The organism is Povalibacter uvarum (assembly GCF_014202975.1).
Classification (GTDB): domain Bacteria; phylum Pseudomonadota; class Gammaproteobacteria; order Steroidobacterales; family Steroidobacteraceae; genus Steroidobacter; species Steroidobacter uvarum.
Map to the genome: position 1 here is coordinate 512592 of NZ_JACHHZ010000005.1, position 23820 is coordinate 536411.

Genomic DNA, 23820 nt, shown 5'->3' on the forward strand with positions numbered 1-23820 from the left:
ACGCATGGCTACCCGAGGCTTCGGTGGCCGACGTCCGCCTCGCGACACGGCAGGCCGCATTCCGCCCGGTCAGTCGGCCACTGACGGGTTTCCCGTGCTGGCAGCGACACCGACGCCGTACATTCCGCTCGATCAGTGGTCGTTCACGTTGAAGGTCGGACCGAGAACCGTCGCGACCTGGAACTGGGAGCAGTTCAACGCGCTGCCGCGCACGCAGTTCACTCGCGACATTCATTGCGTCACGAAGTGGACGAAGCTCGACACGATCTGGGAAGGCGTGTCGATCGATGATCTGCTGAAGGCAGCCGGCCTGGAGCCGCCGACGAAGTTCACGCTCGCTCATTCCTACGGCGGCTATTCCACCAACGTACCGATCGATGATCTGACCGGCGGCAAGGCGATGGTCGCATTGCGGTACGACGGCAAACCGCTCGAGCCGGATCACGGCGGACCCGCGCGATTGCTCGTGCCGCACCTGTACTTCTGGAAATCCGCGAAGTGGGTGAATGGGCTGCAGTTCACTCAGCGGGATGAAGCCGGGTTCTGGGAGCTGCGCGGATATCACATGAGGGGTGATCCGTGGAAAGAGGAGCGGTTCGCAGGAGACTAGTGATGGAGAAGCGGTTCGCGGTTGGCGGTTAGCGGTTGGTCCGGAGAAGAGACTCCTTCCGTTGTGGGTCCGACTTCAAGTCGGACGTCATGCCGAAGGCATGCTTCGCTGAAGCCGCACGCAGTGCGTCAAGGCTCTTGCCTGTTCCATGACAACAAACACCTCCACTCCCGATCTCCATCCAGGCCGCCTCCAGTGGCAATCCGCTGTCATCACCGCAATCGTTCCGCGCACCGCGCGCATCAAGAGCTTCTTTCTCCGTCTTCCGCAGCCGTTCGATTTCCTCGCCGGTCAGCATGTCGATGTGCGCCTGTCCGCTGAAGACGGCTACCAGGCGCAGCGCAGCTATTCGATCGCATCCGCACCGGACGCAAGTGGCGAAATCGAACTTGCCATCGAGCGGCTGGAGGACGGCGAGGTCTCGCCTTTCTTTCACGATATTGCCGTCGTCGGTGATGAGATCGAGCTGCGCGGTCCGATCGGTGGTTACTTCGTATGGTCGATCGGGGATGCAGGCCCAATTGTCCTGATTGGCGGCGGATCGGGGCTCGTGCCGCTCGTGAGCATGATTCGTCATCGCGCCAACCAGCGGGTCAATACGCCGTTCGTCTTGCTCGCATCGGCGAGGACGTGGGATGACGTTCTTTATCGGGATGAGTTGCTGCAGTATGCCGCGAGACAGGACGGCTTCCAGCTCGTGCTCACGACCACCCGGGAAGGAGCGCGGCGACCAGGGGATTTCGAGCGGCGGATCGATCGGCAAATGATTGCATCGATGCTGGCGTGCTTATCACAGACGCCTCGCCAGTGTCTTGTCTGCGGCTCCAATCCCTTCGTCGAGGCGGCATCGCAGGCACTCATCGCCGCAGCGGTGAATGCGGATGTGATTCGCACCGAGCGATATGGGTGAGAAGCTGATTGTGCAGGATGGACTCCCGCTTTCGCGGGAGTGACGAAATCTATTCCCGCGAGGTTGTCATGGCTCAAGCACACGCTCCGCAAGTCTGGCTCGCCGCCGGTGTTCGCACTCCCTTCGCCAAGGTCGATGGCGCACTGTCCAGGTTCGATGCGATCGGATTGTCGGTGCCGGTCGTGCGTCACATGATCGATCGCCTGAATGGTCAGGTACCGCAGTTCGCGGTCTGGGGCGCCGTCGTGCCCAATCTCACCTGGAGCAACATCGCGCGTGAAGTGCTGATGGAAGCGGGCGTGTCGCCGTCAGTGACTGCGTTCTCCACCATCATGGCGTGCTCGACGAGCATGATCGGTGTGATCGAGGCTGCCGGCATGCTGAATGGCGCGAATCGCGATCTCGCGTTGGTGGGCGGCGTAGAGAGCATGAGTCGCGTACAGCTCGGGCTCGCGCAGCCGCTCTCCGACTGGTTGCGGCAGTTCCAGCAGGCGCGCTCGCTCGGACAGAAAGTCTCGCATCTGACCGATCTCAGGCTCGGTGATATCCGGCTGTACATCCCGTCGGTGACCAATCGCGTAACCGGCAAAAGCATGGGTGAACACACGGAGATCACAGCGAAGGAATGGCAGATCGCCCGCGAGGACCAGGACCGAAATGCGCTCGACAGCCATCAGCGAGCGGTCGCGGGCTGGGAGCGAGGCTTCTTCGACGATCTCGTGATTCCCATGGGAGATCTGCGTCGCGACGGCATTCCTCGCAAGGACACGTCGCTCGAAAAACTCGCGAAGCTCTCGCCGGCATTCGATCGCACCAGCGGCAAGGGGACGCTGTCGGCGGGCAATTCGTCGCCGCTGACGGATGGTGCCGCGAGCATCTGGGTGGCGACGGAGTCCGGATTGAAGAAGCTGCCTTCCGACGTTCCGCGAGTGAAGCTCGTCGACTGGGAGATCGCATCCATCGACTTCCGTCATGAGGGCCTGCTCATGGCGCCGGCCTTCGCGATCCCGAAGCTGCTTGCACGCCATTCGCTCAGGTACGAAGACATCGCGCTGTGGGAGATCCACGAAGCATTCGCCGCGCAAGTGCTCTTCCACATCAAAGCGCTCGAAGACGAGAACTTCGTGCGCCAGAAGGCGGGGGAGGAGCCGCGCTTCGGCCACTTCCCGAGAGAGCGGCTCAATCCAAACGGCGGCAGTGTCGCTCTTGGACATCCGTTCGGCGCGACGGGCGCCCGCATCCTCAGCCAGGCAGTGAAGGAGCTGGCGGCGCTGCCGTCCGGCAGTCGTGCGATTGTCAGCATCTGCGCCGACGGCGGGCAGGGGAGCGTGGCGTTGCTCGAGGCGGCGTGAGACTCTCGCGGGGTGAGCTGCGAGCGGCGAGCAACGAGCCAGAACAATGGAAACGCTCATTCATATCATCCAGGTCTACGGCCTGTGGGTCGTGTTCATCAGCGTGCTGCTCGACCAGGGCGGGCTGCCGACGCCATCGTATGCGCCGATGATCGTCACGGCCGCACTGGCTGCCGATGCGCAGCAACCGCTCTGGCCGATTCTATTGGTGGCGACGATTGCTGCATTGGTTGCCGACATCGCATGGTTCGCGGGAGGGCGGCGGTTCGGGGCGCAGCTACTGCGGTTGATGTGCCGCATTTCGCTGTCGCCGGATTCGTGCGTAGGCACAACGAGGCGCATCTATGAAAAGTGGGGAGCGCCGTCGCTGATTCTCGCCAAATACATTCCAGGTTTCGCCGCTGTTTCGACCACGCTCGCGGGTCAGGCGGGTACGAGCTGGCGGCGCTTCCTGATCTATGACGGTATTGGCGCTGCGTTATGGGCCAGCGGTGCCGTCGTGCTCGGCGCCATCTTCCATGAAGCTGTCGAAGCGCTGCTCCAGACGCTCGAGGATCTCGGTCACGTTGCATTGCTGATGCTGCTCGTCGCGATCGTGCTCTTCGTCGCATACAAATGGTGGCAGCGCCATCGGTTTCTCATGGAGATCCGCATGGCGCGGATTACGACAGGGGAATTGCGTTCGTTGTTGCAATCGATGCCGAGCACAGTCTTGCTCGATGCCCGCACCGAGGAGAGCCGCGAGAGCAGCGGCTGGATTCCGGGCAGCGTCCATGTCCGCGATCTCTCGGAGTTGCGCGCCGATCCCCAGGATGAGATCGTCGTCTATTGCGACTGTCCCAACGATGCTTCCGCGGCGACGGTCGCGAAGGCATTGCAGGCGCGAGGCTTCAAGCGCGTGCGCCCGCTTGCAGGTGGACTCGAAGCGTGGCGGGCGCAGGGATTTCCGGTGCAGCAGGTGCCGTTCGTCATTCCCGCGAAAGCGGGAATCCAGGCCGCATCGGAAGATGGATTCCCGCTTTCGCGGGAATGACAGAGTCCTGCTACTTCTCCACCGGCACCCACAACTCCACCCCGCCATTCCCCGACCGCGGATCGAACGCTTCGCCATAGAGCTCGAAGAACGGTGCATCTGCGACGGTGTGGTTCGACTGCGGCAGCCAGTCGTTCCAGACGGCATTCCACGTACCGCGGATCGCGGAGACGTGATCCTTGTGCAGGAACACGGCATACCGTCGCTCCGGAATTCGCAGATGCGAGAACTGCGGCGGCAACCCGGAGAACTCCTTCACCTCGACACCGCACAGGTAGTCCATGTTGCCGGCGTCGTCCGTGTTGTAGCAGACGCCGTACGCGATCTTCCCGATCCGGCCGGGAATGCTGTCGATGTACGCGCTGAACTTCTGCCACTGGCCTGGAATGCCGGCGCCGGATCGCTCGCAGTCGTAGTGTTCGGCGAGGCCGGCGATCAGGAGCGCCTTGCTGTCGATGAAACGCGGTGGGCTCGGTTTTGCGGTCGGAACGCTGCTCATGGGAATCTGCTCCTGCAGTGAAAGGTGATCGACACTGCGCAGTCGTCGCACCGATTCGGGGGTGACGCCGAAGTGATCGCGAAACGCGCGAGTGAACGCTTCGTGCGATCCGTAGCCGGCATCGAGTGCAACGGGAAGGATGTCGTCAGCACTCGCAATGAGGCGCCGCGCCGCTTCCGCCAGGCGTCGCGCCCGCACGTAACGCATGATCGATTGCCCCGTCGCTGCACCAAAGGCGCGCAACAGATGAAAGCGCGAGACGCCGGCACAGTCGGCGATGTCATCGAGGGCGATGTCCTGACCGTAGTGACTCTCGATGTACCAGAGGGCTTTGGCGACGGGATTCAATGATGCGTACCGGTCAACGGCCGAAATCGGCCGGTCAATGGATCGTACCCCTCTTATATAGACCTGCTGCCCAAGGCTATGTTTGATCGTGATTGCTGCCGGCTCCCAATGCGCAATTTTTCTTCGCGAATCTGTCAATAAACGACCTCGTCGTTCGTCTAGGAAATAGACGGACCTCGAGGATCGACTCGGTAATCACATGACTGCGGGCCTGACAACTCTGGACCAGAACGAGCGGATCGTCGCGGACGTCAACCGCGAACGTCCCCGGCTGCGCCAGTTCATCCGGCGCTATGTCATGAACGAGCGAGATGCGGAGGACATCCTGCAGGACGTTTTCTCCGAGCTCATCGAAGCCTATCGGATGATGACGCCGATCGAACAGGTCGGTGCGTGGCTGTACCGCGTTGCGAGGAATCGCATTACGGACCGGTTTCGCAAGCGCGGCCGTGAAGTGGACTTGCCGGTGCCCGACGCATTCGCAAAGGACGAAGAGCCGACACTCGAGCGACTGTTGCCGGATGCAGACGCAGGTCCCGAGGCTGCATTCGCGCGACAGATACTGATTGACGAGATATTCGTCGCCCTGGACGAGCTGCCCGAGGCACAGCGCGACGTGTTCATCGCACACGAGATCGAAGGCCGGAGCTTCAAGCAGATGGCGCTGGAGAGCGGCGTGCCGATCAACACGCTGCTCGCGCGAAAACACGCGGCAGTTTTACATCTGCGCAACAGATTGCGCGACATTTTCAACGAGTATGCGAACGGCGGAGCACAGTGACATGAACATGAGCAGCTGGTGGAAGAAAGGCATCGGCATCGTGGGGATCATCACCCTCGCAGGCGCCGTGATCGGTGGGGCGGTCATGCTGCTGTGGAACTGGCTCGCGCCGCCGGTGCTCGGCCTCGAAACCATTACCTTCTGGCAGGCGCTCGGCCTGTTCGTGCTCGGCCGCATCCTTTTCGGCGGCCTGCGCGGTTTCGGCCACCGCCATCACCATCGTCGTCATCGCCTTCATGACCGCTGGCGTCATATGACGCCGCAGGAGCGAGAGACGTTCAGCCGTGGGCTGCGCAACAACTGCCGCTGGGGCAGGCATGCGAGCCATCGCGGCAACCCGGATTCGTCCCAAACGAACAGCGCTTGAACCTTGCGCTGAAACTTTAGGCGCCGAACCCGGGTCCTATCGACAAACGATCGAAGACGCTGGAACCCGTCAATGAATACTCATCCTTCCCGTATCGTCTGTTTGAGTCCTGAGACTTCTGAAACACTCTGCCTCCTGGGCGAGGCACAGCGAATCGTCGGCTTCTCCGGTTCGCCCGCAAGACTTCCCGCGGAGATTCACGCGAAGCCGCGCGTCTCCGTGCAGACCACCACCTGCGTCGATCGCATCTGCGCGCTCGAGCCCGATCTCGTACTGGGATTTGGTGAGAGTCACGGCGATGTGCTCGGCGGTCTCGCGCAGCGCGGCGTATCGGTGCACCTGTTCAACCAAAGGTCGGTGCGCGGCATTCTCGACATGATCCGGATCGTCGGCAGTGTCGTCGGCCGCGATGCCGAAGCTGCGCATTTCGCCGCGACGCTCGAATGGCGGATCGAAGCAATCCGCGCACGCTCCGTTCACGAGCGTCGGCCGCGCATCTACTTCGAAGAGTGGGATGAGCCTTCGATCACCGCGACGAGCTGGGTTTCGGAGCTCATCACCATCGCGGGTGGCGACAATTGCTTCCCGGAGCTGGCCCATCAGCGACGACCGGAGGGGCGTGTCGTTCACGACAGCGACGAAGTCGTGCGCCGTGCGCCCGACATCATCGTGGCCGCGTGGAACGGCAAGGCCTTCGACCGTGAGAGCGTCCTGCATCGCGACGGCTGGGCCGATGTGCCCGCGGTCTGGAATGGCGAGATCCACGCGATCCCGTCGTCTCTCATTCTGCAACCCGGTCCGGCGGCGCTGACCGACGGCCTCGATGCACTGCACGCAATCGTCGAAGGCTGGCGCGAGCACCGCACCCGTATGTTCCAGACTGCCTTCGCGAGCGGTGACGCAGCGCAGGAGGCGGGGCGGGAACGGGTCGCCTGAGCCGGTAACTCCGTCATTCCCGCGCAGGCGGGAATCCATCTTTGAATCGTCCGGATGGATCCCCACGTGCGCGGGGATGACGGAGTAGGCGGCTTCCAGTGGTCGCCCGAGGTTTGCCATACTTGCGCCCATGCAGCGGCATCGGACCTCGAGAGGTTGGATCTGGCTGGCGCTGATCGCCTTCATGGTGACGCGCCTGGTCGATGCGCACCTGCATCTTTGTTTCGACGGCCAGGAGCCTCCCGCCGCGGTCCACATGACGGACGGCGCCGGTCACGACGATTCTCATCATGTCGATTCGCAGCATCAGGACCGCGATGTCCAGATGCTGGACACGGCGCTGGTCAAGAAAGTCGGCGAGTCCGCTGACATTCTCATTCCTGCTTTCCTTGCGGCAGTCTTCCTGCTGCTCCTGTTCGATGTGCGCGGCCGGCTCTGGCTGCGTTCGAACGATGCGCCCCCGATCCTGCGGGCGTTGCACTCGCTGAAACCGCCGCTGCGCGGCCCGCCTCTCTAAGCCTCCACACCTCGATTCGTTTTTTCGGTGTTGTCACGCACGTGCGTCTCTGCGCGCGCGTGCCGGAGGTCATGATGAAGATTTCATTCAGGCGCGCACCGCTCGTGTGCGTCATCGCCTGCTGGTCGGCGTCGAGCGCTGCTGCCGGGCCAGGTTCGATCACATTACGTGAGGCGCTCGATCTGGCCGCGGCACGCAATCCAGCGTTGGTTGCTTTCGAGTCGCAGACGTCAGCCGCCCGCGAAGAGGCCGCCCTTCAAGCGCTGGCTCCCAGCCCGGTCGTCGAGCTGCAGTTCGAGAATTTCGCCGGCACGGGTGATCTGTCGGGTGCGAAGGCGCTCGAGTCGACATTGCAGCTATCGAAGGTGGTGGAGCTCGGCGGTAAAGCTGATGCGCGGCGAATGCTCGGTGATTCGCAGCTCGAGAAGCTGGCGTCGGAGCAGGGTGCGCAGCGGGTCGACGCTGCGGCCGAGGTTGCGCGCCGATTCGTTGAGGTGCTTGCCGATCAGGAGCGACTGGCCGCCTTCGAACGCTCCGTTTCACTCGCTGAGGAAACGACACGAGCTGTGCGGACGCGGGTGCAGGCCGGGGCCGCATCCCCTGTGCAATCGAGTCGCGCGGAGATTGCGCTCGCGCGTGCGCGTATCGAAGCCGAACATGCCGAGCACGAACTGCGCAGTTCGCGAGTGGCGCTCTCGGTGCAATGGGGTGAGACCGATCCGCGGTTCACGGAGGTTCGCGGTTCTCTCTTCGGTCTCGATGAGCCAGAGCAGTTCGATCGCTACGCGCAGCGGATCGAGAACAATCCGGCGCTGAACACGTTTGCTTCGGGTCAACGCGTTCTCGAAGCAAGGACCCGCCTGGCGCAATCGCTGCGCCGTCCGAGCCTTACGTTCAACGTGGGTGTCCGCCGCCTCGAAGCTGTCGACGACGCTGCGCTCGTTGCCGGCGTAGCAATGCCGTTCGGCGGTTCGCGCCGAGCTGACGGTGAACTGCGCGCGGTGGCAGCGGAACGGACGACGCTGACATTGACTCAGCAAGCCCATCGCCTCGATGTGCATTCGACGCTGTTCAGCGTGTACCAGGAACTGACCCACGCGCGAGCCGAGGCGCTGGCTTTGCGGGAGCGCATTCGTCCGCAGGCCCAGCAGATGCTCGAGACCACTGAGGCCGGCTATCGCGCTGGCCGATTCTCATTTCTCGAACTGGCCGACGCACAGCGTCAGCTCCTGGACATCGATCTCGATGCGATCCAGGCGGCCGCCCAGTTCCATCTGCAACTCATCGAAGTCGAGCGGCTCACCGGGCAGTCGATGCTCACGCTCGCGAAAGGGAACACCCCATGAAGACATTCCTGACACTGGCCGCGGCGCTGCTGCTCGCAGCTTGCGGCGGATCGCATGAAGAACACGCGCACGAAGAGTCCGCTCACGATCACGCGGAAGAAGCGGAACGAGGTCAGCACGGAGGTCGCGTACTGCGCGACGGCGACTTTGCACTCGAGCTCGCGATCCACGAAGCCGGCGTGCCCCCCGAATACCGGGTGTGGCTGTACGAAGACGGTCAGCCAGCGCCCCCATCGGCGGCGGCGGTGACTGTCGTTCTCACGCGGCTGGACGGATCGGTCGATCGCTTTGCCTTTGCGCCGCAGGACGATTTCCTGCGGGGAAATGGCGTGGTCGAGGAGCCGCATTCGTTTGATGTGGAGGTGACCGCCGTTTCCTCCGGAGGTGGACAGCATGTCTGGAAGTTCAGCTCCTACGAAGGCCGAACGCAGATCGCAGCCGCGACCGCGGCCACGATGGGCGTCGTGACGGAAGAGGCAGGACCCGCTGTGCTGAAGGACGAAGTAGTTCTTTCCGGCACCGTGCATGCCGATCCGACGCGGATCTCGCGTGTCCGGGCGCGCTATCCCGGTGTCGTCCGGGAGATCGGCGTGCAGCCGTTCAGCACCGTGTCGCGAGGGGCCGTGCTGGCTCAGATCCAGAGCAACGAGAGCCTGCAGAACTATCCGTTGATCGCGCCCATCGCGGGAACGATCGTCGAACAGCAGGCTCAGATCGGTGAAGCAACAGGCGATGTGCCGCTGTTCACGATCGTCGACATCACGCGGGTGTGGGTGGAGCTCGACGTCTTTCAGCGCGAGCTGTCGCGTGTCGACGAGGGACAGCCCGTCGAGCTGTTCGATCTCGACGGCAACGCGCTCGGTCTCGGCCGGATCGCCAGGATCGCACCGCTCGCGACGCACGGGAGCCAGAGCGTTCGTGCCCGCGTCGTCATCGAGAACACAGCCGGGCAATTGCGTCCCGGTCAGTTCGTGACCGGGCGTGTCACCGTCTCGCAGGTGCCGGTGCCGCTGGCAGTGAAACGCGATGCTCTGCAGAAGTTCAGGGATCTCGAGGTCGTGTTCGCCAGCATCGGCGAGACCTACGAGGTGCGCATGCTCGAGCTGGGTCGGGCTGACGGCAGGTACGTGGAGGTGACCGGCGGCCTGAAACCGGGAACGCGGTACGTGATCGGGAACAGCTACCTGATCAAGGCTGACATCGAGAAGTCTGGCGCGAGTCACGATCACTAAGGACTCCCGCCATGCTCAACCGAATCGTCGAATTCTCACTCCGCCAGCGCTGGGCCATCCTCGCTGCCGTCCTGCTGGTCGCGCTTCTGGGCGCGGTCAATTTTCAGCGCCTGCCGATCGATGCTGTCCCGGACATCACGAACGTGCAGGTGCAGATCAACACCGAGGCACCCGGCTACTCGCCGCTGGAGTCCGAACAGCGCGTCACGTTTGCGGTCGAGACCGCGTTGGCGGGTCTTCCGGCACTCGAGTACACGCGATCGTTGTCGCGCTACGGGCTGTCGCAAGTCACAGCCGTCTTCCGCGACGGCACCGACATCTACTTCGCACGGCAACTCGTGACAGAGCGGCTGAATGAAGTGCGTGCGGGCCTGCCGGAAGGAATCGAACCGACGCTCGGTCCGATCGCGACGGGTCTGGGCGAGATCCTCATGTACACGGTGACGGCGGAACCGGGCAGCGGCTACACGCCGACCGATCTGCGCACCGTGCAGGACTGGATCATTCGTCCGCAGTTGCGACAGACGCCGGGCGTCGTCGAGGTCAATACGATCGGCGGTTACGAAAAGGCGTATGTGATTGCGCCCGATCCGCAGCGGCTGATGGCATACGACCTGACTTTCAGCGACATCGTGAGCGCCGTCGCCGGCAACAACGAAAATATCGGCGCCGGCTACATCGAACGCAGCGGCTCGCAGTATCTGATCCGCTCGCCCGGCCAGGTCACCGACATCGATGAGCTGCGCAACATCGTGCTCGCGCATCGACAGGGCGTGGCGATCCGGCTCTCGCAAGTTGCGCAGGTGCAGGTCGGTCACGAGCTGCGCGCCGGTGCCGCGACTCAGGACGGCGAGGAGATCGTGCTCGGCACGGTGTTCATGCTGGTCGGCGAGAACAGTCGGACGGTCGCCGATGCGGCGGCATCGCGGCTGAAGGAGATCGCGGCGTCCTTGCCGGAAGGTGTGCAGGCTACGCCGATCTACAACCGCTCATCGCTCGTCGACGCGACGATACGCACGGTGACGACGAACCTGGCGGAAGGCGCGTTGCTGGTGATCGCCGTGCTGTTCGCGCTGCTGGGCAATATTCGCGCTGCGCTCGTGACGGCGGCAGTCATCCCGATCGCCATGCTGGCGACGATCAGCGGCATGGTCGGCTCGCGGGTGTCCGGCAATCTGATGAGCCTGGGTGCGCTCGACTTCGGCCTCATCGTCGATGGCGCGGTGATCATCGTCGAGAACTGCCTCAGGCATCTCGGGCAGTCGCAGGCGACGCTTGGTCGACTGCTTTCGTTGCAGGAGCGGCTGGTCGTCGTGAAGGACGCAACGCGCGAGGTGATTCGCCCCAGCGTCTTCGGCGTGACGATCATCCTGGTCGTCTACCTGCCGATCTTTTCGCTGACCGGCATCGAGGGAAAGATGTTCCATCCGATGGCCTTCACGGTCGTCATCGCTCTGGTGGCGGCGCTGGTGCTGTCGCTGACCTTCGTGCCTGCCGCGGTCGCGCTCTTCGTGAAGGGTGAGGTGGCCCATGCGGAAAATCGCATCATGCGATCGATCCGTACGACTTATGAGCCGGTGCTGGCGAAAGCGGTGGAGCGGCGCGGCGTCACGGTCGCGGTTGCGGCCATACTCGTAGTCGTGGCGGGGTTCGCCGCAACGAGAATGGGACGAGAGTTCATCCCCAATCTCGACGAAGGCGACATTGCGTTGCATGCGCTGCGCATCCCGGGCACGAGTCTCACGCAGGCGGTTGAGATGCAGTCGGTGCTGGAGGCGAGGCTCACGAAGATACCAGAGGTGTCGCACATCTTCGGCAAGCTGGGGACAGCCGAGGTTGCCAACGATCCGATGCCGCCGTCGGTTTCCGATACGTTCGTGATCATGAAACCGCGCGCGGAGTGGCCCGATCCGGACAAGCCGAAGGCGCAGCTGGTGCGCGAACTCGAAGCGGCGGCCGCCGAAATTCCGGGCAGCAACTACGAGTTCACGCAGCCGATCCAGATGCGCTTCAACGAGCTGATCTCCGGCGTCCGGTCCGATCTGGCCGTGAAGGTGTATGGCGATGATCTCGACCGGCTCATGGAAATCGGCCAGCAGATCGAAGCCGTGGTCGCGGGAATCGAAGGGGCTGCCGACGCGAAGACGGAGCAGGCGACCGGATTGCCGTTGCTGTCGATCGATCCGGATCGTGAGCGGCTTGCGCGTTATGGCCTGTCCGTGACGGACGTGCAGGATGTCGTGCGTGCGGCCCTGGGAGGACATCGCGCTGGCGTGTTGTTCGAAGGCGATCGCCGTTTCGGCATCATCGTGCGTCTCGAAGACTCGGCGCGAGCTGATCCCGCTGTGCTCGCCAGGCTGCCGGTTCGGTTGCCTGTGACATCCGCTGATGCAGGCGACGGCGATCGCTTTGCCGACGCGGTGTCGTCGCCGGAGTTCGTGCCGCTCGGTGAGCTGGCAAAGATCGACGTGACGATCGGGCCGAACCAGATCAGTCGCGAGAACGGCAAGCGTCGCGTCGTCGTCACGGCGAACATCCGCGAGCGTGACCTCGGCTCGTTCGTCGATGCCGCGCGCACACGGATCGAAGCGTCCGTGAAGCTGCCGACGGGTTACTGGATCGACTATGGCGGTACGTTCGAGCAGATGGAATCCGCGACTCAGCGATTGTCGATTGTTGTGCCGCTCACGCTGCTCCTGGTCTTCGGCCTGCTCTACGCGGTGTTCGGCTCGGGACGAGAAACGCTGATCGTGTTTACAGGCGTTCCGCTCGCGCTGACCGGCGGTGTCTTTGCGCTGCTCGTGCGCGGAATGCCGCTATCGATATCCGCGGGGGTCGGCTTCATCGCATTGTCTGGGATTGCTGTGCTCAACGGCGTCGTGATGCTGTCGTTCATCCGCGATCTTCGGGAGCGCGGTTCAGAGCTCGACGAGGCGATTCGAGTCGGCGCGCTGACGCGCCTGAGGCCAGTGCTCATGACAGCATTGGTCGCGAGCCTCGGCTTCGTGCCGATGGCGCTGAATGTGGGAACGGGCTCCGAAGTGCAGCGACCGCTCGCGACGGTCGTCATCGGCGGCATCCTGTCCTCGACCCTGCTGACCCTTTTGGTATTGCCCGCACTGTACCGCCTGCTGTATAGCTCGGTGTCGCTGCGGGCGCGGTGGGCAACGCCCGTTCAACTTTAGCTGAAGAACCAACGGAGACGATGATGGAATCGAAACTGCGTTCGAATGTATCGCGCCGCACAGTCATCAAAGGCGCGCTTGTCGCGGGCATCGGTGCTGCGTTGAGTGACGTGGCATTCGCGGCCGACAGTCCTCTCATTACCAAAGCCATTCCGAAGAGTGGTGAGAAGCTGCCGGCCATCGGCCTCGGCACCAATGCCTACAGCGTGACGTCTCCGGAAGACTTGGCGGCGCGTCGAGAGGTGCTCGAGCACTTTCCGAAGCTCGGAGCGAAAGTCGTCGACACGGCGCGTGGCTACGGCGAGTCGGAAGTCGTCATCGGCAAACTGGTCGCGGAGCTTGGGAATCGTGATCAGCTCTTCATCGCGACGAAGACACCGATCCGCGGCGACCTCAGGCCCGGCGACGGCGAGCTGGAAGACGCGTTCGCGCGACTGCAGGTGAAGAAGCTCGATCTGCTGCAGATCCACAACTTCCATGGCATCGACGTGCTGTTCCCGAAGCTGCAGGAGTGGAAGCAGGCAGGCAAGGTGCGCTACATCGGTGTCACGACGTCCACCGACGATCAGTATCCGCAGATCATCAATGCGCTGAAGACGCTGCCGCTCGACTTCATCCAGGTCGACTATTCGATCGACAACCGGGGTGCGGGCGATGAGATCCTGCCGCTCGCGCAGGACAAGGGCGTTGCGGTGCTCGTGAACATGCCGCTCGGCGGTCGTCGCGACGGCAATCTGCTGCGGAAGCTGGCGGACAAGAAGCTCCCGGATTTCGCGGCGGAGTTCGAGGCCACGAGCTGGGCGCAATTGCTGCTCAAGTACGACATCTCCCATCCGGCGGTGACTGCAGTGATTCCGGGGACGACGAAGCTCACGCATCTTCGGGACAACCAGCTTGCGGGTCGGGGCCATCTGCCGACGGCGGCGCAGAGGAAGAAGCTCGAGGAGTACTGGGCAACGGTCTGAGACTCATGCCCGGTTGTGGGTCCGGCTTCAGCCGGACGTCATCGCCGGAGGCGATCCGCGCATCGCGATGCGGTTCGTCATGCCCGCGGACGCGGGAATCCATCTGATTGCCGGACTCGGATGGACTCCCGCGTTCGCGGGAGTGACGGAAGGGGATGCTTCGCATGACGTCCGACTGAAGTCGGACCCACAGCAAGACTGTCGTCGCGATCGCAGGTGATTGTTCGGCTGTCGCCACTGTCGTCGGTGATCGTTCTCGTGTCCGGTTGTGGGTCCGGCTTCAGCCGGACGTCATCGTCAGTGGCGATCCGCGCATCGCGATGCGCTTCGTCATTCCCGCGGACGCGGGAATCCATCTGATTGCCGGACTCGGATGGACTCCCGCGTTCGCGGGAGTGACGGAACGGATGCTTCGCATGACGTCCGACTGAAGTCGGACCCACAGCAAGACTGTCGTCGCGATCGCAGGTGATTGTTCGGCTGTCGCCACTGTCGTCGGTGATCGTTCTCGTGTCCGGTTGTGGGTCCGGCTTCAGCCGGACGTCATCGCCAGTGGCGATCCGCGCATCGCGATGCGCTTCGTCATGCCCGCGGACGCGGGAATCCATCTGATTGCCGGACTCGGATGGACTCCCGCGTTCGCGGGAGTGACGGAAGGGGATGCTTCGCATGACGTCCGACTGAAGTCGGACCCACAGCAAGAGCGTTTCGCAGCGGCGTTCTGCGCAAATTCTTCCTTGTGACCAAAATGGCACCGGCTTCGCGCGCAGACGTGGCGTAGGCGTCAGTTATGCCGCGGTCACAATCTCCGCCGCGCAGGTCTGCAGCTGCGCGTTTGTGGTCTTGCCGCAGTGACAATCCGATCACATTCACTTCCCGCGCGAGGCAGATAACGACACGGCATTTGTTGCCGTAGTCGCGCGTCCCTAGATTCCCTCGCCATCGCACGACGGATGCATGTTCGTCGTCTGGCAAATCAAGCTGCGGAGCGTCGCGATCGCGCTTACAGCAGCGGCTTCGAACGGGAATCATCATGCGCTCTTACTCGACTGCATTGGCCGCGCTGCTTGGCGCCGCGGCTCCTACCATCTACGCACAGGATGTGAACACCGCTGTGGCGGGTGCTGCCGGCGAAGGAGTGCTCGATACCGTCGTGGTACTTGGCACTGCGCGTCAGGACACGACGGCGCTGACCAGCACGGCGCCGGTCGACGTGATCACGCCGGAACAGCTTCGCGAGACCGGTGCGGTAACGATCAACCAGGCGCTCTCCAAACTGCATCCGTCGTTCAACTTCCCTCAGGGGCAGAACGCGGTGAAGGGGCAGGGCGTGCGTGCAGCATCGCTTCGCGGCGTTGGTCCCGCATACACATTGATCCTCGTGAACGGCAAGCGTCGCAACGTTTCCGCACAGCTCTCCGGCACGGATCCCTGGCCGGCGGCTCAGGTGGTTGATCTGAATGTGCTGCCCGTCAGCGCCGTGCAGCGTGTCGAAGTGCTGCGCGATGGCGCTGCGGCTCAGTACGGCTCCGATGCGATCGCCGGTGTCGTGAACATCGTGCTCAAGGACAACAGTAGCGGTGGTGACGTGACCGCAAACGTGGGTGAGTACACCGACGGCGGCGGATTCACGCGCTCGGTGAACGGCTGGACGGGCCTGTCGATCGGCGACAACGGGTTCGTGACGCTCAGTGCGGACTTCCTGAAGAACGACAACGTCGATCGCAGCGAGGAAGACTGGCGCCAGCTCTTCCCGAATGGCGATCCGCGCAACGAGACGTTCGACAAGAAGTACGGCCAGTGGGGCCAGCAGGCGCGCGAACATTTCAGCGCACTCGTCAATGCCGGCTATGAGTTCTCCGACAGCGTCAGCGCGTACGGCTGGGCGAACTACGCCCACAAGGAAGGCCTGAACTACGTGAACCCGGAGCGCATCGTGAAGGCGGTCACGAGCAACCCGACGGGCACCGATGGAACACGAATCTCCGAAACGGCTGTGCTCGGGGTCTATCCGGACATCTACCAGCCCTACATGACATACACGGCGGAGGACATCGCCGCCGTCGCTGGTCTGCGCTTCAGCAACGAATCGTTCGGCGAACTCGATACCGCCGTGTCGTTCGGCCAGAACGAAACAGGCCGCCACACGTACAGCACGATCAATCCGAGCCTGGGTCCGGACAGCCCGACCGATTTCTATCTCGGTTCGTGGCAGAGCCGCACGACTTCAGTGACCAGCGACTACCGCAAGGAGCTCCCGGTCGGCTGGGTCGAGTCGCTTGTCGCGTCCGCGGGTGCACTGTTTCGCCATGAGTATTGGGGCACCGAAGATCTCGGCGATCCGCGCGGCTACAACGGCGGACCGCTCGCCGGTCTCACCGTCGCCCAGCTTTATGGTCCAGGTGGAATCTATAACCAGTACGTTTCGCAATTCCCTGGCGTGAACTTCGCAGACACCTCGCGCATCCCAGCGACCGGCTCGTCGACGGCGGGCATTCGCGCCGAGGACGCCGGCTCCATCACGCGCAACGTGAAGGGTGGCTACGTCGGCTTCGATGCAGCTGTGACGGACAAGTTCGACGTGGGTCTGACGGCCAGATACGAGGACTATTCCGACTTCGGCGATACCAGCAACTATCGATTGACCGCGCGCTACGAGTTCATTCCCGCGCTGGCGCTGCGCGGCACGGTCAGCACTGGATTCCATGCACCGAGTCTCGCACAGCTCGGCAATCAGTCGAGCGGCTACACCAGCAACTGGAGCAACAGCGGCACAGGTGTGTTTGCCCCGGGTCGAACGCGCGTTTTCCGCACGGCCGATCCGACGGCTGCTGCGTTCGGTGCGAAGCCTCTCGAGCCCGAGGAGTCGACGACGTACTCAGTCGGCTTCGTCATTCGTCCCGACAGCAGCAGCTCCATCACCATCGATGCCTATCGGCTGCAGATCGACGATGTGATCCAGGTGACGGAGACCCTGCAAGGGCCTACCGTGACGGCGGCATTCAACGCAGCCGGTCTCAATGGCTATACGCAGGCTTCGTACTACTGGAACGCATGGGATGCGAAGACCGACGGCGTCGACCTTGTGGCACGCAAGCAGTTCGATTTCGCGAACAGCACGCTCGATCTGACGGCCGCCGCGAGCTGGCTCGACACCGAGGTCAGCGATGTCAACCGCGAAGTGACCATCGGCGGGGCACCACTCATCGCGATCCGAAACGCGAAGATCCGCGATGCGGAGACGGGAACACCCAGCAACAAGGTGATCCTGAACGGTCGCTACACGATCGGTGCGTGGGCAGCGGATGCGACGGTCACGCGCTACGACGAGTACCGCTACAACGTGGGAGATGTCGCGGGCGTGGCCGCCGCCAACGGCAACGTCGACCAGATCTTCTCTCCGGAGACGTATCTCGATCTCGGCGTCTCGTATCAGAGCCAGGGTGCCTGGCGTGTCGATGTGCTCGTCCAGAACGTGCTCAATGACTATCCGGACAAATATGTGAACGGCAATCGTGCGAGCGGCATCAACCCGTACTCGTTCATCGCGCCGAACGGTGCGTCGGGTCGCTTCGTGCAGGGAAGCTTCACCTACAGCTTCTGATGCGATCATGACGACACGACGACAATTCATCAGCAGTGCACTCGCCGCCTCGGCGGCGATCCCGGCGCTGCTGCGTTCTCCTCTAGCGAGCGGCGACGCGGATGTGGCGGCTCCGCGCGTACTGGTCGACTGGCACAGTCACTATGTCTCGCGGACGGAGCTGAACTTCCTCGCGGCGCGCAAGCAGCCACCGCAGCTGCTCAAGGCTGCCGACGGAACGACGAAGCTCCAGAACGTGACGACTGTGTCCGCCGCGGCCGGGGAGCCAAGTGAATTCGCGGTCTCCGATATCGGCACGCGAATCGCGAATCTGGATCGGTACGGCATCCGGCGGCAGCTGCTGACGCACACTGTCGCACTGGGATTCGATGCGAGCTTGACGGTGGAGGAACTGCGGCCGCTCTATCGTGCGTTCAACGATGAACTGGCCGGCGTCGTGCAGCAGCATCCGGATCGATTCCTTGCGGTGGCTGCTTTGCCGTCCGCTGATCCGAAGTGGGCAGCGGAAGAGCTCACGCGTGCGCATCGCGAACTGGGTTTCATCGGCGGTTCACTACCGCTGAACGCGTTCGCAACGCTCGAGGGCGCTCGGACACTTGCACCACTCTTCGCGACCGCTCAGAAGCATGGCAGTCATTTCTTCGTGCATCGCGGGCCGGCCAGTGATCGTGTGCCGGGACAGCCGCCGCTGATCGTGCCCCCGGACACCGGCTACGCGCGCTGGAATCTCATCAACAATAGTCACCTGGCAGCAGGCGGCATCACGCTCGGTCTGACTGACTTTCTCGATCCCTACCCGGATGTGAGCGTCGAAATCATCATGCTCGCGGGCTTCCTGCCGCAGCTGTTCGACACGATCATCCCGGCGGCCAGGGCCAACGGCGTCAAAGATCCGCTCGCACGATTGCGACGCGTCTACCTGGATACGGGTCCCTATTCGGTTCGAAACGCCGAGTGGGTCTCGATCGCCGTTCGCAAGCTCGGCGCCGACCGCATCCTCTTCGGTACCGACTACGGCGTGGGCGGGGGCCAGCGCGGCGATGTCGGCCCCGCGGTCGAAACTCTCGAACGGGTTCTGAGCGAAGCCGAACGTCGGTTGATCTTCATCGAGAACAGTCGCGCGTTGCTTGCAGCGAAGGGGCGAGGGTGATGAATCCGATTCATTCTTCTGAAGCGACAGGTATTGCCATGTCCGAACCGAGATCGTATTCGCGCGCGCTGTGGGCGTTGCTGACGGCTGCGACATTTCTTGCAGCACCCTCTACCCAGGCGCACCACGCCTTCGCCGCGGAGTTCGACGCCGATCAGCCGCTCGATCTCAAGGGCACGGTCACGAAGATCAAGTGGGTGAATCCGCACAGCTGGCTCTACTTCGATGTGCAGGGCACGGACGGCAAGACGACCAACTGGGGTGTCGAGTTCGGCGCGCCCAATCAGCTCGCTCGCATCGGGCTCACCAAGGCGGACGTGGTTCCAGGTACGCAAGTGCACATCAAGGGGTATCGGGCGAAGAACGGCGGGCCCTATGGCTATTCAGTCGTCGTGACGCTCGCTGATGGTCGTTCGTTCCAGACGGGCGGTGCGCAGGACGCGCCCGTCGCACGTTCGGCGCGAGTGGACTGATTCATGAGAGCGATTCAATTTCTGGCGGCACTCGCTGTGTCGCTGCCCATGGCGTTCGCACAAGCCGCGGGTCCGAAGATTCCGCGACTCGCGAACGGCAAGCCTGATTTCTCTGGCATCTGGCAAACGACGAGTGCTGCCGAGTACGACCTCGAGCCGCATTCCGGCCGCGCGGATGCGCCGCCGGGCGCCGGCGTCGTAGCGGGAAACGTCATCCCCTATCTGCCCGAGGCACTCGAGCAACGAAAGAAGAACTTCGCGGCACGAGGCGAGCTCGATCCACGCCTGAAGTGCTGGACGCTGGGAACGCCTCGCGGCATCTATTACCCGGAGCCGTTCCAGATTTTCCAGCGCGATCGCGATCTGACTGTCGTGTTCCAGTTCGGCCAGTCCGTTCGCACGATCCACACGAACGGCACGCTCCATCCGCAGGTGACGGACAACGAGTTCTGGCTCGGCGACTCGCGCGGGCACTGGGAAGGCGACACGCTAGTCGTCGATGTGCGGGATTTCACCGAGGAAACCTGGCTCGACCGCTCGGGCAATTTCCACAGCACGCAGCTGCATGTCGTGGAGCGCTGGAAATTCCTGGACGAGAACACGATCGACTACCAGGCGACGATCGAAGATCCGAAGGTGTTCAGCCGCCCCTGGACGCTGGGCGTGATCCTGCATCGTCATCGTGAAAAGAACTTCCAGCTCATCGAGAACTACTGCTTCACGCTCGGGTACGACAAGTACTACCCGGTGCCGAAGGGAGAGTAGTCATGACCACCATGCTCAGATCATTCGCGCTCCTGGCGCTCATCTCGACGCCTCTCGCTTACGCGCAGCAATCCGCACCCGCTGTGGGCGGCGCCGGTATTCAACGAGAGACGAAGATCGTCCCGATTGCATCCGGTCGCTGGACCGGACCCAGGCTACCCGACGGACAGCCCGACGTGCAGGGGCACTGGTCCAACACCATTGCCAATCACAACAACTGGACCGACCCCCAGGGCGGCATTCCAGGTGATCCCTCGCCGCGGGCTCGTCCGCTGGGACCACGCGACCAGCGTGCACCGAGTCGCGTCAGCGATCCGCCCGATGGCGAGCTGCCGTTCCAGCCGTGGGCTCGCACGCAGCAGCAGGAGTTCCTCGAGTATTTCCACAATCCGGTAAAGGAGCAGTACATCGAGCCGCTGGCGCGATGCGCACCCGCCGGTGTGCCGAAGTCGTTCACATGGCATGGCTACGAGATCCGGCAGTACCCGAATTACGTGCTGATCCTGTTCAACTCCGGCACGCGCATCATTCACCTCGATGGCAAGCCGCACCTGCCGGACGGCATCAAGCTCTGGAATGCAGATTCGCGCGGACGATGGGAGGGCAACACGCTCATCGTCGATGTGACCAACAACAACGCGAAGGCGAGACTCGCGCGCACCGGCGAGTTCTTCAGCGAGAACGCACGCATCGAAGAACGCTACGTCTTCGACAACAACGGTCAGCGCTACAACTACGTCGCGACGATCACGGATCCGGCGGTCTTCACGCGCCCGTGGACGACCACGATTCCCGCGCGGCGTTACAGCGAGAAGGACACGCCGGATGGCTGGCACTTTGAGACTGCGCTGGCGAACACGACAGATGGGAGGCCGCTTACCGAGCGTTACGAGCGGATCTGCGTGGAGAACAATGGGCCGTTTGGGAACGTAGCGGTGTTGAGCAAATAGGATCCTGGAATTCAAATGTCAGCACTACTTTCCATAGCCGAGCAGATCGAGTCTTCGGCGCTCGGCGTCGTGATCGCCGAATCCCGCTTCGCCTATCCGATCATCGAAGGCATTCACCTCATCGGTCTTTCGGTGTCGGTCGGACTCATCTTCCTGACGGATCTGCGGCTGATGGGGCTGATCCTCACGCGGGTTCCCGTCGAGAATATCCTGAAGCACCTGCGTCCCTACGTGCTTGGCGGGTTCGCGGCGATCTTCATCTCGGGCGGATTGCTGTTCTGGTCATCGGCCGCGCGAATGCTGGAGAGCCCGGCGTTCGCGTTCAAGCTGCTGTTCATCGCGCTTGCCGGCCTCAACGCTCTGTATTTCGAGTTGGTGATCGCGCGACGCGAACAGGGTCCTCAGGACCACACCAAGCTGCCGCGAGCGTTTGGGTATGCGGGCGCGGCGTCGTTCACGCTCTGGACGCTCACCATCGTTTGCGGCCGGCTCATTCCGTATCTCCCGACGTGGTCCTGAGGAAGCATCATGGCCGTGCATGACATTCTGACCGCGATCCAGGATAGTCCGATCGCGCATGCGATCAGCAAGACGGACCACATGGTGGGTGCCGGGCTGCAGATCGTTCATGTGATGGGGCTGGTGCTGTTTCTGGCGTCGCTCGTGCTGATCAGCCTGCGATTGCTCCGCTGGGCGCTGGCGGATCAGCCGATCGAGGATGTGATCCGGCAGACGGCGCGACTGATGTGGTGGGGACTGGGTTTCACCGCGTTCAGCGGCACGTTGATGTTCATCGCGACACCGAAGCTCTACTACTACAACTGGGCATTCGGCCTGAAGATGCTGATGCTCGTCATCGCACTGGCCGTGCAGTTCTTCCTGTTCCAGAAGGTTGCACGCAGTCCGACCGCGAGCCTCACTTTCGCCCGGGTCAGCGTCGCCGCGTCCGTGTTCTGCTGGACGACGGTTGCGTTGACCGGGCGGATGATCGGATTCGTGTGAGAGCCGGCTAGCTAGCACTAGCCAGACGGGCCCCGCGTACGCGGGAATGGCGCGTCTGCTGTACCATGCCCGGCATCCCTCTCAAGGTGGATGCCCATGAATCTAACAAGAACGCTGGCGGCCACTGCAATGGTGGCAATGCTGCTCTCGGGCTGCTCGAAGTCGCCACCCCCTGAGCCGACCGTCAAGGCACCGTCCCTCGTGCTCTTGAACGCGCGCATTTGGACGGGTGATTCGTCGCGGCCGTGGGCAGAGGCCCTTGCAATCGACGGGTCGACGATTTCCCTCGTAGGGTCGAACGACGAAGTCAAAGCGGTCGCGGGCACTGCGCCTGTAATTGATGCCGCCGGCCAGCTGGTCGTGCCGGGGTTCATCGATACGCATGTTCACTTTCTCGACGGCGGCTTCCGGCTGGCATCGGTGCAGCTTCGGGATGCGAAGACACGCGAAGAGTTCGTCGGGCGGATCAAGCAGTTCGCGGCCACCGTTCCCGAGGGTACCTGGATCACGGGCGGCGATTGGGACCACACACTGTGGGGCGGAGAGCTGCCCGGGAAAGACTGGATCGATGCCGTGACGCCGAAGCATCCAGTGTGGGTGAATCGCCTCGACGGCCACATGGCGCTCGCGAACACCGCGGCAATGACGGCAGCCGGAATCACGGCCAAGACCTCTGAAGTGCCCGGCGGCGAAATAGTTCGTACCAAGCGGGGCGAGCCCGCAGGCGTCTTCAAAGACAATGCCATGGGTCTCATCGACAAGGTCGTGCCAGCGCCGTCCGCTGAAATGCAGGACCGCGCACTACAAGCAGCGATGAAGTACGTGAACGAGCGCGGCGTGACGACCGTTCACAATATGGGATCGTGGTCGGATCTCGATACTTTCGCTCGCGGCGCAAAGGCGAATTCGCTGACGACGAGAATTTATGCCGCTGTCCCGCTTGCGGACTGGGAAAGGCTGCGCGACGCGGTCGCTGCGAAGACTCATGGCGGCACTGACGGGCGGGGCGACGACTGGTTGCATATCGGTTTGCTCAAGGGCTTCGTCGACGGATCGCTCGGGTCGCACACGGCAGCGTTCCACAAGCCTTTCAACGATGCTCCCAAAGACAGCGGGCTGCTCGTGAATACGCCCGAGAATCTCTACGCCTGGGTTTCCGGCGCGGACAAAGCCGGGCTGCACGTCACGGTGCACGCGATCGGTGACCGGGCAAATGGTCTTCTGCTGGATATATATGAGAGAGTCCAGAAGGAGAACGGTGCTCGCGATCGCCGCTTCCGCGTCGAGCATGCGCAGCATCTTGCGGAGCAGGATATTCCGCGCTTCGCGCAGCTCGGCGTGATTCCGAGCATGCAGCCATATCACGCGATCGACGACGGACGCTGGGCGGAGAAGTACATCGGCGAGCGCATCGCCACGACTTACGCGTTCCGCAGCCTGCTCGATGCACGTGCGCAACTCGCATTCGGCAGCGACTGGTTCGTAGCTCCGCCTGCGCCGCTCGAGGGCATCTATGCCGCAGTGACTCGTCGCACGATCGACGATCGCAATCCCGATGGTTGGGTTCCGCAGCAGAAGCTCACAGTCGAAGAAGCTTTGCGTGCCTACACGGCGACCGCGGCGTATGCGTCGTTCGATGAGTCGACCAAAGGCGTGATCGCGACCGGCAAGCTCGCGGACCTGGCGATGATCGATCGCGATATCTTCACGATCCCACCAGAGCAGATTCGCGATGCGAAAGTGAAGCTGACGGTGGCAGGCGGCAAGCAGGTTTACGCCGCTCAGTAAGGATCGT

Annotated in this window: 21 protein-coding genes; 20 read left to right on the top strand and 1 reads right to left on the bottom strand. The window is 62.9% G+C overall.

The features are described 5' to 3' along the window. Window positions 1–4 precede the first annotated feature (4 nt). From HNQ60_RS21615 to HNQ60_RS21630, 4 genes are all read left to right on the top strand, one after another. A complete protein-coding gene (locus HNQ60_RS21615; protein ID WP_184334845.1) occupies window positions 5–610 on the top strand; it encodes a sulfite oxidase-like oxidoreductase in 606 nt (201 codons plus the stop codon). A gap of 148 nt (window positions 611–758) precedes the next feature. Then, the gene (locus HNQ60_RS21620) at window positions 759–1520 is read left to right on the top strand and encodes a ferredoxin reductase (protein ID WP_184334846.1); all 762 of its coding nucleotides are present in this window, start codon (window positions 759–761) and stop codon (window positions 1518–1520) included. 68 nt (window positions 1521–1588) lie between these two features. After that, a complete protein-coding gene (locus HNQ60_RS21625) occupies window positions 1589–2872 on the top strand; it encodes an acetyl-CoA C-acyltransferase (RefSeq protein ID WP_184334847.1) in 1284 nt (427 codons plus the stop codon). Window positions 2873–2918: 46 nt separating this feature from the next. Beyond that, window positions 2919–3905, top strand: a complete 987-nt coding sequence (locus tag HNQ60_RS21630; protein ID WP_184334848.1) for a rhodanese-like domain-containing protein — start codon at window positions 2919–2921, stop codon at window positions 3903–3905. 10 nt (window positions 3906–3915) lie between these two features. On the opposite strand, the gene HNQ60_RS21635 is transcribed toward HNQ60_RS21630, so the two are convergent. Further along, entirely contained in the window at window positions 3916–4752 is an 837-nt protein-coding gene (locus HNQ60_RS21635) for an AraC family transcriptional regulator (RefSeq protein WP_184334849.1), read from the bottom strand. A 199-nt stretch (window positions 4753–4951) separates the two neighbouring features. Here HNQ60_RS21635 and HNQ60_RS21640 point away from each other — a divergent pair, with 199 nt between their 5' ends. The 16 genes from HNQ60_RS21640 (at window position 4952) to HNQ60_RS21715 (ending at window position 23813) form a co-directional block, all read left to right on the top strand. Then, on the top strand, window positions 4952–5533 hold the full coding sequence (locus tag HNQ60_RS21640) for an RNA polymerase sigma factor (protein ID WP_184334850.1): 582 nt from the start codon (window positions 4952–4954) through the stop codon (window positions 5531–5533). Between the two features lies 1 nt (window position 5534). Continuing rightward, entirely contained in the window at window positions 5535–5900 is a 366-nt protein-coding gene (locus HNQ60_RS21645; protein ID WP_221304373.1) for an Asp23/Gls24 family envelope stress response protein, read from the top strand. A 72-nt stretch (window positions 5901–5972) separates the two neighbouring features. Then, window positions 5973–6836 carry an ABC transporter substrate-binding protein gene (locus HNQ60_RS21650; protein ID WP_184334851.1) on the top strand — a complete coding sequence of 288 codons (864 nt, stop codon included), beginning with the start codon at window positions 5973–5975 and terminating at the stop codon, window positions 6834–6836. A gap of 130 nt (window positions 6837–6966) precedes the next feature. Next, window positions 6967–7353: a hypothetical protein gene (locus HNQ60_RS21655; protein WP_184334852.1), complete on the top strand. Its 387-nt coding sequence runs from the start codon at window positions 6967–6969 to the stop codon at window positions 7351–7353. A 74-nt stretch (window positions 7354–7427) separates the two neighbouring features. Continuing rightward, window positions 7428–8699 (top strand): TolC family protein, encoded by a 1272-nt coding sequence (locus tag HNQ60_RS21660; RefSeq protein ID WP_184334853.1) that lies wholly within the window; start codon window positions 7428–7430, stop codon window positions 8697–8699. Then, a complete protein-coding gene (locus HNQ60_RS21665; protein WP_184334854.1) occupies window positions 8696–9931 on the top strand; it encodes an efflux RND transporter periplasmic adaptor subunit in 1236 nt (411 codons plus the stop codon). The genes HNQ60_RS21660 and HNQ60_RS21665 overlap by 4 nt, the downstream gene beginning before the upstream one ends. Window positions 9932–9942: 11 nt before the next feature. Continuing rightward, the gene (locus tag HNQ60_RS21670; RefSeq protein ID WP_184334855.1) at window positions 9943–13116 is read left to right on the top strand and encodes an efflux RND transporter permease subunit; all 3174 of its coding nucleotides are present in this window, start codon (window positions 9943–9945) and stop codon (window positions 13114–13116) included. Between the two features lie 23 nt (window positions 13117–13139). After that, entirely contained in the window at window positions 13140–14081 is a 942-nt protein-coding gene (locus tag HNQ60_RS21675) for an aldo/keto reductase (RefSeq protein WP_184334856.1), read from the top strand. Between the two features lie 1033 nt (window positions 14082–15114). Further along, window positions 15115–17685: a TonB-dependent receptor plug domain-containing protein gene (locus HNQ60_RS21680; RefSeq protein WP_184334857.1), complete on the top strand. Its 2571-nt coding sequence runs from the start codon at window positions 15115–15117 to the stop codon at window positions 17683–17685. A 7-nt stretch (window positions 17686–17692) separates the two neighbouring features. Next, complete coding sequence (locus HNQ60_RS21685) at window positions 17693–18835, top strand: amidohydrolase family protein (RefSeq protein WP_184334858.1); 1143 nt, start codon at window positions 17693–17695, stop codon at window positions 18833–18835. A 38-nt stretch (window positions 18836–18873) separates the two neighbouring features. Continuing rightward, a complete protein-coding gene (locus HNQ60_RS21690; protein WP_221304374.1) occupies window positions 18874–19308 on the top strand; it encodes a DUF6152 family protein in 435 nt (144 codons plus the stop codon). 3 nt (window positions 19309–19311) lie between these two features. Continuing rightward, window positions 19312–20073, top strand: a complete 762-nt coding sequence (locus tag HNQ60_RS21695) for a hypothetical protein (RefSeq protein ID WP_221304375.1) — start codon at window positions 19312–19314, stop codon at window positions 20071–20073. A 2-nt stretch (window positions 20074–20075) separates the two neighbouring features. After that, entirely contained in the window at window positions 20076–21023 is a 948-nt protein-coding gene (locus HNQ60_RS21700) for a hypothetical protein (RefSeq protein ID WP_184334859.1), read from the top strand. Window positions 21024–21038: 15 nt separating this feature from the next. Beyond that, entirely contained in the window at window positions 21039–21542 is a 504-nt protein-coding gene (locus HNQ60_RS21705) for a DUF6644 family protein (RefSeq protein WP_184334860.1), read from the top strand. A gap of 9 nt (window positions 21543–21551) precedes the next feature. Further along, complete coding sequence (locus tag HNQ60_RS21710; RefSeq protein ID WP_184334861.1) at window positions 21552–22025, top strand: DUF6644 family protein; 474 nt, start codon at window positions 21552–21554, stop codon at window positions 22023–22025. A gap of 96 nt (window positions 22026–22121) precedes the next feature. Continuing rightward, entirely contained in the window at window positions 22122–23813 is a 1692-nt protein-coding gene (locus tag HNQ60_RS21715; RefSeq protein WP_221304376.1) for an amidohydrolase, read from the top strand. The last annotated feature ends 7 nt before the right edge of the window (window positions 23814–23820 follow it).

What these genes read in the sequence shown, in the direction of transcription:
- HNQ60_RS21615 (WP_184334845.1), top strand. Translation starts at nt 5, where the DNA reads ATGGCTACCCGAGGCTTCGGTGGCCGACGTCCGCCTCGCGACACGGCA.
- HNQ60_RS21620 (WP_184334846.1), top strand. Translation starts at nt 759, where the DNA reads ATGACAACAAACACCTCCACTCCCGATCTCCATCCAGGCCGCCTCCAG.
- HNQ60_RS21625 (WP_184334847.1), top strand. Translation starts at nt 1,589, where the DNA reads ATGGCTCAAGCACACGCTCCGCAAGTCTGGCTCGCCGCCGGTGTTCGC.
- HNQ60_RS21630 (WP_184334848.1), top strand. Translation starts at nt 2,919, where the DNA reads ATGGAAACGCTCATTCATATCATCCAGGTCTACGGCCTGTGGGTCGTG.
- HNQ60_RS21640 (WP_184334850.1), top strand. Translation starts at nt 4,952, where the DNA reads ATGACTGCGGGCCTGACAACTCTGGACCAGAACGAGCGGATCGTCGCG.
- HNQ60_RS21645 (WP_221304373.1), top strand. Translation starts at nt 5,535, where the DNA reads ATGAACATGAGCAGCTGGTGGAAGAAAGGCATCGGCATCGTGGGGATC.
- HNQ60_RS21650 (WP_184334851.1), top strand. Translation starts at nt 5,973, where the DNA reads ATGAATACTCATCCTTCCCGTATCGTCTGTTTGAGTCCTGAGACTTCT.
- HNQ60_RS21655 (WP_184334852.1), top strand. Translation starts at nt 6,967, where the DNA reads ATGCAGCGGCATCGGACCTCGAGAGGTTGGATCTGGCTGGCGCTGATC.
- HNQ60_RS21660 (WP_184334853.1), top strand. Translation starts at nt 7,428, where the DNA reads ATGAAGATTTCATTCAGGCGCGCACCGCTCGTGTGCGTCATCGCCTGC.
- HNQ60_RS21665 (WP_184334854.1), top strand. Translation starts at nt 8,696, where the DNA reads ATGAAGACATTCCTGACACTGGCCGCGGCGCTGCTGCTCGCAGCTTGC.
- HNQ60_RS21670 (WP_184334855.1), top strand. Translation starts at nt 9,943, where the DNA reads ATGCTCAACCGAATCGTCGAATTCTCACTCCGCCAGCGCTGGGCCATC.
- HNQ60_RS21675 (WP_184334856.1), top strand. Translation starts at nt 13,140, where the DNA reads ATGGAATCGAAACTGCGTTCGAATGTATCGCGCCGCACAGTCATCAAA.
- HNQ60_RS21680 (WP_184334857.1), top strand. Translation starts at nt 15,115, where the DNA reads ATGCGCTCTTACTCGACTGCATTGGCCGCGCTGCTTGGCGCCGCGGCT.
- HNQ60_RS21685 (WP_184334858.1), top strand. Translation starts at nt 17,693, where the DNA reads ATGACGACACGACGACAATTCATCAGCAGTGCACTCGCCGCCTCGGCG.
- HNQ60_RS21690 (WP_221304374.1), top strand. Translation starts at nt 18,874, where the DNA reads ATGTCCGAACCGAGATCGTATTCGCGCGCGCTGTGGGCGTTGCTGACG.
- HNQ60_RS21695 (WP_221304375.1), top strand. Translation starts at nt 19,312, where the DNA reads ATGAGAGCGATTCAATTTCTGGCGGCACTCGCTGTGTCGCTGCCCATG.
- HNQ60_RS21700 (WP_184334859.1), top strand. Translation starts at nt 20,076, where the DNA reads ATGACCACCATGCTCAGATCATTCGCGCTCCTGGCGCTCATCTCGACG.
- HNQ60_RS21705 (WP_184334860.1), top strand. Translation starts at nt 21,039, where the DNA reads ATGTCAGCACTACTTTCCATAGCCGAGCAGATCGAGTCTTCGGCGCTC.
- HNQ60_RS21710 (WP_184334861.1), top strand. Translation starts at nt 21,552, where the DNA reads ATGGCCGTGCATGACATTCTGACCGCGATCCAGGATAGTCCGATCGCG.
- HNQ60_RS21715 (WP_221304376.1), top strand. Translation starts at nt 22,122, where the DNA reads ATGAATCTAACAAGAACGCTGGCGGCCACTGCAATGGTGGCAATGCTG.